The sequence below is a fragment of the Paenibacillus sp. F024 genome (genome assembly GCF_057814255.1).
The window spans coordinates 1-310 of sequence record NZ_JBVASZ010000127.1 but is presented as its reverse complement, the minus strand read 5'-3'; the positions used below and the strand labels follow the sequence as shown (position 1 = coordinate 310).

The 310-nt window shown below is 53.2% G+C and carries 1 rRNA gene; it reads left to right on the top strand.

The annotated features are described in order from the left end of the window. Positions 1–310: ribosomal RNA gene (locus tag ACZYR9_RS27660) — 23S ribosomal RNA — on the top strand; the annotation flags it as partial.

The following is a 310-nucleotide window of genomic DNA, read 5'->3' as shown; positions in this document are numbered from 1 at the left end:
ACCGCGAGACACGTGAAACCTCGTGGGAATCCGGCAGGACCATCTGCCAAGGCTAAATACTCCCTGGTGACCGAGAGTGAAGCAGTACCGTGAGGGAAAGGTGAAAAGAACCGCGGGAGCGGAGTGAAAAAGAACCTGAAACCGTGTGCTTACAAGAAGTCAGAGCTCGTTAATGAGTGATGGCGTTCCTTTTGTAGAATGAACCGGCGAGTTACGTTTGCACGCGAGGTTAAGGTGAGAAGCCGAAGCCGCAGCGAAAGCGAGTCTGAATAGGGCGAATGAGTTTGCAGGCGTAGACCCGAAACCGTGT